Here is a 7,049-nt window from a genome sequence, read left to right as displayed (position 1 = left end):
AAGCCGCGGGCCAGCGCCGGGCGCGGGGTGCGGACATAGTTCGACCCGTCGCGCTGCTTCAGCACCGCCTGACAGGGGATCATGCCGACATTCTCGGCATCCAGGTCGGCGACGGTGTAGACCGCCAGCACGCCGGGCTGCGCCAGCGCGTCCGACGCATCGACCGAGCCGATCGCAGCGAAGGCGTGGGGGGAGCGGACGAAGGCCGCATAGGCCTGGCCGGGAAGAGACACGTCGTCGGTGTAGCGGCCGCCGCCGGTCAGCAGCCGGGCGTCTTCGGTGCGCGGAACCGCCTGTCCGATGCCGAACTTCATGGGTGAACTCCCGACTTCCGGTTCGATGCGATTGTTGTGCTCCGCGAAGATAGGCCGGCTGAAGCGGCAGGGAAACCCCCGGCGGCGGCAAGCGGTGCGCGTCATTGCGGACTGGCGCCGGCAATCCGCAGGGACCATATTCGGCGGCATGTGTGGACGCATGCTACTCACCACCCCGGTCAGCGAGGTCCAGCGCCTGTTCGGCGTGCCCGAACGGCCGAACCTGATGTCGCGCTGGAACATCGCCCCGACGCAGGACATCCCCGTGATCCGGCGCGAGGAGGACGGCCGCCATCTGTCGATGGTCCGCTGGGGACTGGTGCCGCCCTGGGCGGACGATCCGTCCATCGGTGGGCGGATGATCAACGCGCGCGGCGAATCGGTGGCGGAAAAGCCGGCCTTCCGCGACGCCTTCCGCAAGCGCCGCTGCCTGATCCCACTCGATGGTTTCTATGAATGGACCAGCGTGGGGGAGGGGGCGAAGCCGCGCAAGCAGGGCCACGTCATCCGCCGCCGCGACCGCGGCCTGTTCGCGCTGGCCGGGCTGTGGGAGCGCTGGCGCGGACCGAAGGGCGCCGCACCGCTGGACCCGCCGCTTGAAACCGCGGCGGTGGTGACGACGGCGACCAACGCCGGCCTGTCCTTCCTGCATGACCGCATGCCGGTGGTGCTGGATCCCGCCGACTGGGACGCATGGCTCGACCCGGCGACCCCGCTGCCGGTGGTGGAAGGGCTGATCCGCCCGGCGCCGGACGACTGGCTGGACGTGGTCCCGGTGGGGCCGCGGGTGAACAGCGTGCGCAACGACGACTGTTCCTGCCTGGATCCGCCGGAAGAGGCGAAGCCGGTGACGGGGAAGGACAGGCCGGGCGATGACCAGCCGAGCCTGTTCTGAGGCCGTGCCGGTGACGAGGATCGTTCCGGTCCTGCTCTGCGGTCTGCTGCTGTCCGGTCTGGTGCCGGCCGGTCCCGCCATGGCGCAGACCAACCAGGCCGCCAAGGGGCGCGGCCCCATTGCCAACACGCCGGACCAGACCCTGACGGGCTCCGCCATGGCGGTGGAAGGAGATTTGCTGACGGTCAATGGCACGGCGGTGCGGCTGATGGGCATCGACGCCCCGGATCCGGGACAGAAGTGCAAGAACCGCTACGGTCATGAGCTCGACTGCTTCAAGGTCGCCACCGCCGTGCTCGCCAACATGGTGAAGGGCGAGGAGGTGACCTGCACCGTCACCGAACAGGACCGCACCGGCGAGAAGAAGGGCGAGTGCCGCGTGCGCGGGGTCGATCTGGGGGCGGCGATGGTGTCGCGTGGCTGGGCCTTTCAGTATGCCAGCCTGTCGCCCGCCTACCAGAAGGGCGAAGCCTATGCCCAGAGCAAGCGGATGGGGCTGTGGGCCGGGCAGGTGGAGAAGCCGTGGCAATGGCGCTCGCGCCAGCTGCGCGAGAAGGCAAAGTGAGTGGACGGCCTTTCGGGCAACCGGCGTTTGTCGTTTGGTCGTGACCCTCCGGCACTGACTGACGGGCTGTGACCGTTCGTTGGCATTCCGCACCCCCATTTCCCATTCGACCGGCCCGAATGGCATGGTAGGATTCCGCCAAGACGAATAACGACCTCCACAGGCCGGCAGGTTTGCCCGGCGAACGATCGGAGAGGCTGAATCCCAGAGCGGTAACTCCCGGCAGGGAGCGGAGTCACGGGCATGCTCGTTTACGAATGTGAACTGTTCGAGGTGGTGCCGATCCTGCGCCGCTATGCGCGGGCCCTGACGGGTGCCACCGATCGTGGCGACGCGCTGGTGACGCGCTGCGTCGAGGCTGCGGTGATGGCACCGTCCCGGTTCGGCCTGGACCGCGGCGGCGATGGCTCTCGCCTGTCGATGTATGCGCTGCTGAACCTGCTGTTCGACCGTTCTCCGGAGGAGTTCGGCCCGCCCGGGCGGCCGCTGCCGTCGCCCCATCCCATCGAGCGTGCGCTGGCCGAACTGCCGGAGGCCGACCGCCGCCTGTATCTGCTGACCGCGCTGGAGGGATTGAGCATCCCGCAGGCGGCGAAGGTGCTGCAGCTGCCGGCGGGGGAGTCCATCGACCGGCTGAAAGCCGCCCGCGCCCGCGTGCGCGCAGCCATGGTCCAGCGGGTCATGGTGGTGGAGGACAATGCCCTGCTGGCGATGGAGCTGGGGGAACTGGTGGCCGACATGGGCCATGTGGTCTGCGGCATCGCCGTCAACGAGACCGAGGCGCTGGCCCTGCTGAAGGCGGAAAAGCCGACGCTGGCCCTGCTGGACGTCCGGCTGGCCGATGGCGGCAGCGGGATCGAGATCGCCCGCCGGCTGAAGCGCGTGCGCGACCTGCGCACCATCTTCGTCACCGCATTCGACGACGACATCCGCGCGCTGGACGCCCGCCATCTGGGGCAGATCGTGCGCAAGCCCTTCACCAACGCCGGCATCCAGGCGGCCATTTCGCGGGCCATCTTCATGCCGCAGCCGGTGGCGCTGGCGTGATCGTCTTCGACCGATCAGGCCCATGAAAAAAGGGACTGCCGGCGATCCGGTGGTCCCTTTTTCCGTGAGGCGGCTTTGAGGCAAGCCGCCTTCAAGCAACGCCCGTCATACCGTGTGCCGGCGACCGGCGATCATGCGGTAGATGGCCAGGATGATGATCGCGCCGACGATGGCGCCGATGAAGCCCGCCCCTTCACCCGGCCGGTACCAGCCGATGGCGGCGCCCAGATATGTCGCAACGAAGGCACCGGCGATGCCCAGCAGCGTGGTGATGATGAAGCCGCCCGGATCGCGACCCGGCATCAGGAACTTGGCGACGATGCCGGCGATGAAGCCGATGATGATCGTCCAGAGAATGCCCATGGTTGTCTTCCCTTCCGTTGCGGGACCGTCTTCCCATGCCCAATAACGGGCAAAGCGGCGATTGGTTCTCCTCCCCGGCGGATCTTTTGGCCCGATGCTCTTTTGGACAGTCGGAATTTGGCCACCGGCATTGCCGACGGCAGCATGGACGATCAGGGCCGCACCGCCCGCAATTCGCCGGCGCCCAGTGGTCCAGCCACCCTGGCGGGCCGAAAAAGGAACGGCCCCGCACCGCTCCCCATGTGGGCGGCGCGGGGCCGTTCCTGTTCTCAGTTGCGGCTCAGCGCAGGGCGCTGATGTTGGTGGCATACTGGTCCGGACCGCCGGTGAAGGTGGCGGTGCCGGCGACCAGGACGTCGGCGCCGGCCTCGATCGCCAAGCGGGCGGTTTCCGGGTTGATGCCGCCGTCGACCTCCAGGTCGATCTGCTTGCCCAGCGCGTCGATGCGGGCGCGCAGGTCCGCGGATCTTCGGCAGCTGGCTCTTGATGAAGCTCTGGCCGCCGAAGCCGGGGTTGACCGTCATCACCAGCACGAGGTCGATGTCTTCCAGCACATGCTGAATGGCGTCCACCGGCGTCGCCGGGTTCAGCGACACGCCGGCCTTCTTGCCCAGCGACTTGATCAGCTGGATGGTGCGGTGCAGGTGCGGCCCGGCTTCCGGATGGACGGTGATGATGTCGGCGCCGGCCTTGGCGAAGTCCGGGATGAACAGGTCCACCGGCGAGATCATCAGGTGGACGTCGAAGACCTTGGCCGAATGCGGACGCAGCGCCTTCACCACGCCCGGCCCGATGGTGAGGTTCGGGACGAAATGCCCGTCCATCACGTCGATGTGGATGTAGTCGGCGCCGGCGGCGTCGACCGCGCGGACCTCCTCGCCCAGCCGGGCGAAATCGGCGGAGAGAATCGAGGGGGAAATCTTCACGGCGCGCATGGGAGGTTCCTGAAGCAGAGGGAGGGCTGGGACCGGGTCCGATTCGCCGCACTTCCTATCACGGGCCAGCGCGGCAAGTCATGACATGATGTGATTCCCGCAAGGTCTCCGGGGAAGGCCCCGGCAAGGACAGGACGGCGCGAGCCCGGCCGTTTGCCCTTTACCGCAACCGCGAAGCGCTGTATCCATCTGGATATAGGTTCAGCGTCAAGCATGGCAGGGGGTGGCGATGGTTGGTGTGCGTTCGATCCTGGGTCGGAGCGGGTTCAGGCTTGCGATGTCGGCGGCGGTGCTGGGCTTCGGCCTGACCATCGCGGCCCCCGCGGCAATGGCGCAGGACGTGCTCGTTCTGGCCGCCGCCTCCACCAAGAATGCGGTGGACAAGCTCGCGTCCCAGTTCAAGGCGAAGTCAGGACTGTCGGTGACCTCGTCCTTCGCCGCGTCCTCCGCCCTCGCCAAGCAAATCGAGAATGATGCGCCGGCTGACATCTTCATCTCGGCCGATCTCGACTGGATGGATTATTTGCAGCAGCGCAATCTGATCAAGAGCGACAGCCGCACGAACCTGCTGGGGAACGAGCTGGTGGTGGTGGTGCCGAAGGGGGCGGCACTGAAGCCGGACCTGTCGAAGAGCGGCAAGCTGGCGGAGCAGCTGGGCGACGGGCGGCTCGCCACCGGCGACCCGTCGAACGTTCCGGTCGGGAAGTACGCCAAGGCGGCATTGGAGTCTCTCGGCCAGTGGAAGGCGGTCGAGCCGAGGCTGGCGCGGGCCGACAGCGTGCGGGCTGCGCTGGTGCTGGTCAGCCGGGGCGAGGTGCCGATGGGCATCGTCTATCGCACCGATGCCGCCATCGATCCGGGGGTGGAGGTCGGGGCCGTGTTTCCGCCGGACAGTTATCCGTCCATCATCTATCCGGCAGCGCTGGTGGCGGCATCGAAAAGCGCCGGCGCCGCCGCTTTCCTCGACTACATGAAGTCGCCGGAGGGCATGGCGGTGTGGAAGGAATTCGGCTTCGTTCCGGCCCCCAAAGCACCGTAAGCTCTGCGGCATGGATATCCTGACGCCGATGGAGACCACCGCGTTGCTGCTGAGCCTGCGTGTCGCGGGCGTCGCCATCGCGTTGGGGTTGCCGGTTGCCGTGCTCGCCGCCTGGGTGCTCGGGCGCTATGACTTTCCGGGCAAGACGCTGGTCGACGGGCTCGTCCATCTTCCGCTGGTCCTGCCGCCGGTGGTCACCGGCTATATCCTGCTGGTGACCATGGGGACCAAGGGGGTGGTGGGCGGCTGGCTGTACCAGACCTTCGGCATCAAATTGATCTTCACCGCGGAAGGCGCATCCCTGGCGGTGGCCGTGACGTCCTTCCCGCTTATGGTGCGCGCCATTCGCCTGTCGGTGGAGGCGATCGACGGCGGGCTGGAGGCGGCGGCGCGCACGCTGGGCGCCGGCCCCGTCGACCGCTTCTTCACCATCCTCCTGCCGCTGATGGCGCCGGGGCTGCTGTCCGGCGCCATCGTCGCCTTCGCGGCGGCAATGGGCGAGTTCGGGGCAGTCATCACCTTCGTCTCCAACATCCCCGGCCAGACGCAGACCCTGCCGCTGGCGATCTATGCCGCCACACAGGAACCCGGCGGCGACGCTGTGGCGGCACGGCTCGCGGCCATTTCCTTCGGCGTCGCCCTGGTCGCACTGATGCTGTCGGAGTTCCTGGCGCATCGCGTCAGGCGGCTGATCGGGCAGACCTGACCATGCTCGACCTTTCGATCCGCCAGAGGCTGGGCGCCTTCACGCTCGACATCGCCTTCACCGCCGAGGAGCGTGGGGTGACGGCTCTGTTCGGCCGCTCCGGTTCCGGCAAGACCTCCGTCATCAACGCCATCGCCGGACTGACGCGGCCCGATGCCGGGCACATCCGCATCGGCGACACCGTGTTCTTCGACAGCGCGCGGCGCATCGACGTGCCGGTGGAAAAGCGGCGCATCGGCTATGTCTTCCAGGATGCGCGCCTGTTCCCGCACATGACCGTGCGCAGCAATCTGGAATTCGGCCTGCGCCGCGTGCTGGTCGCGGAACGGCGCATCGCCTTCGGCCCGGTCGTGGAATTGCTGGGGCTGGGCCATCTGCTGGACCGCCGTCCGCGCGGGCTGTCGGGCGGGGAGAAGCAGCGGGTCGCCTTCGGACGCGCCTTGCTGGCGCAGCCGCGACTGCTGCTGATGGACGAGCCGATGGCCTCGCTCGACGCCGCCCGCAAGGCGGAGATCATGCCCTACATCGAGCGGCTGCGCGACGAGATGAACATCCCCATCGTCATGGTCAGCCACGCGCTGGACGAGGTCGTGCGCCTTGCCACGACGATGGTGCTGATCGGGGAGGGCAGGGTGCGGGCCGTGGGGCCGGTGGGAACGGTGATGGGCCGGCTCGACCTGTCGGCGGTGACCGGTGCGCAGGATGCCGGTGCCGTGTTGGACCTGACGGTGGAGCGCCATGTCCCGGAGGATGGGCTGACCGTTCTGGCCTTCGACGGCGGGCATCTGACCGTCCCGCGGGTGGAGCGTGCGCCGGGCGCCTCGGTGCGCCTGCACATCCATGCCCGCGACGTCATCGTGGCTCTGCAGCAGCCGGTCGGCGTCAGCGTGCGGAATGCGCTGGCGGCGACAGTGGTGGAGGTCGCCGAGTCGGGGCCATCCTCCGCCGACGTGCGGCTGGCGGTGGGCGGCTCCTACCTGATCGCGCGGATCACCCGCGCGGCGGTGCGCGAACTGGACCTGACGCCCGGCCGCCCGGTTGTGGCGCTGGTAAAGGGCATCGCCTTCGAGCCGGGGAGCACAGGTGCGCCCGCCGAAGGGCGGCGGGTCGTGGATGTCTGAGTCGGAGCGGCCGCTGACAAAGCCCCTCTCCCGCAAGGGGAGAAGGGCTTTTGGTAATCGCAGG

The 7,049-nt window shown here is 68.3% G+C and carries 7 protein-coding genes and 2 pseudogenes; 6 read left to right on the top strand and 3 right to left on the bottom strand.

Features of this window, described 5'->3' with window-relative positions; all coding sequences use genetic code 11:
* Positions 1 to 314 (bottom strand): annotated as a pseudogene (locus F1643_RS18925) (xanthine dehydrogenase family protein molybdopterin-binding subunit); the annotation flags it as partial.
* Between the two features lie 160 nt (positions 315 to 474).
* On the opposite strand from F1643_RS18925, the gene F1643_RS18920 reads away from it, so the two are divergent.
* The 3 genes from F1643_RS18920 to F1643_RS18910 all read left to right on the top strand — a co-directional run bounded on the left by F1643_RS18920 (position 475) and on the right by F1643_RS18910 (position 2,821).
* Positions 475 to 1,209, top strand: coding sequence for an SOS response-associated peptidase (locus F1643_RS18920; RefSeq protein ID WP_194914786.1), 735 nt, complete (start codon positions 475 to 477; stop codon positions 1,207 to 1,209).
* A complete protein-coding gene (locus F1643_RS18915; protein WP_194914784.1) occupies positions 1,187 to 1,774 on the top strand; it encodes a thermonuclease family protein in 588 nt (195 codons plus the stop codon). Before F1643_RS18920 ends, F1643_RS18915 begins: the two co-directional genes overlap by 23 nt.
* Before the next feature lie 243 nt (positions 1,775 to 2,017).
* Entirely contained in the window at positions 2,018 to 2,821 is an 804-nt protein-coding gene (locus F1643_RS18910; protein ID WP_194914782.1) for a PhyR family response regulator anti-anti-sigma factor, read from the top strand.
* A 105-nt stretch (positions 2,822 to 2,926) separates the two neighbouring features.
* Here F1643_RS18910 and F1643_RS18905 read toward each other — a convergent pair whose 3' ends face one another.
* Together F1643_RS18905 and rpe are read right to left on the bottom strand one after the other, a co-directional pair.
* Positions 2,927 to 3,184 (bottom strand): GlsB/YeaQ/YmgE family stress response membrane protein, encoded by a 258-nt coding sequence (locus tag F1643_RS18905; RefSeq protein WP_063634475.1) that lies wholly within the window; start codon positions 3,182 to 3,184, stop codon positions 2,927 to 2,929.
* Positions 3,185 to 3,464: 280 nt separating this feature from the next.
* Positions 3,465 to 4,119 (bottom strand): annotated as a pseudogene (gene rpe / locus F1643_RS18900) (ribulose-phosphate 3-epimerase).
* A gap of 229 nt (positions 4,120 to 4,348) precedes the next feature.
* On the opposite strand from rpe, the gene modA reads away from it, so the two are divergent.
* From modA to modC, 3 genes are read left to right on the top strand one after another with little or no spacing between them, the layout of a single operon-like run.
* On the top strand, positions 4,349 to 5,158 hold the full coding sequence (modA, locus tag F1643_RS18895) for a molybdate ABC transporter substrate-binding protein (protein ID WP_194914790.1): 810 nt from the start codon (positions 4,349 to 4,351) through the stop codon (positions 5,156 to 5,158).
* A gap of 10 nt (positions 5,159 to 5,168) precedes the next feature.
* Positions 5,169 to 5,864, top strand: coding sequence for a molybdate ABC transporter permease subunit (modB, locus tag F1643_RS18890; RefSeq protein WP_194914780.1), 696 nt, complete (start codon positions 5,169 to 5,171; stop codon positions 5,862 to 5,864).
* Between the two features lie 2 nt (positions 5,865 to 5,866).
* Entirely contained in the window at positions 5,867 to 6,985 is a 1,119-nt protein-coding gene (gene modC, locus F1643_RS18885) for a molybdenum ABC transporter ATP-binding protein (protein WP_194914779.1), read from the top strand.
* Positions 6,986 to 7,049: the final 64 nt, after the last annotated feature.

The sequence above is a fragment of the Azospirillum sp. INR13 genome (assembly GCF_015390205.1).
In the GTDB taxonomy this organism is placed as follows: domain Bacteria; phylum Pseudomonadota; class Alphaproteobacteria; order Azospirillales; family Azospirillaceae; genus Azospirillum.
The sequence above is the reverse complement of the archived record's forward strand: the minus strand, read 5'-3'. Positions and strand labels throughout refer to the sequence as shown.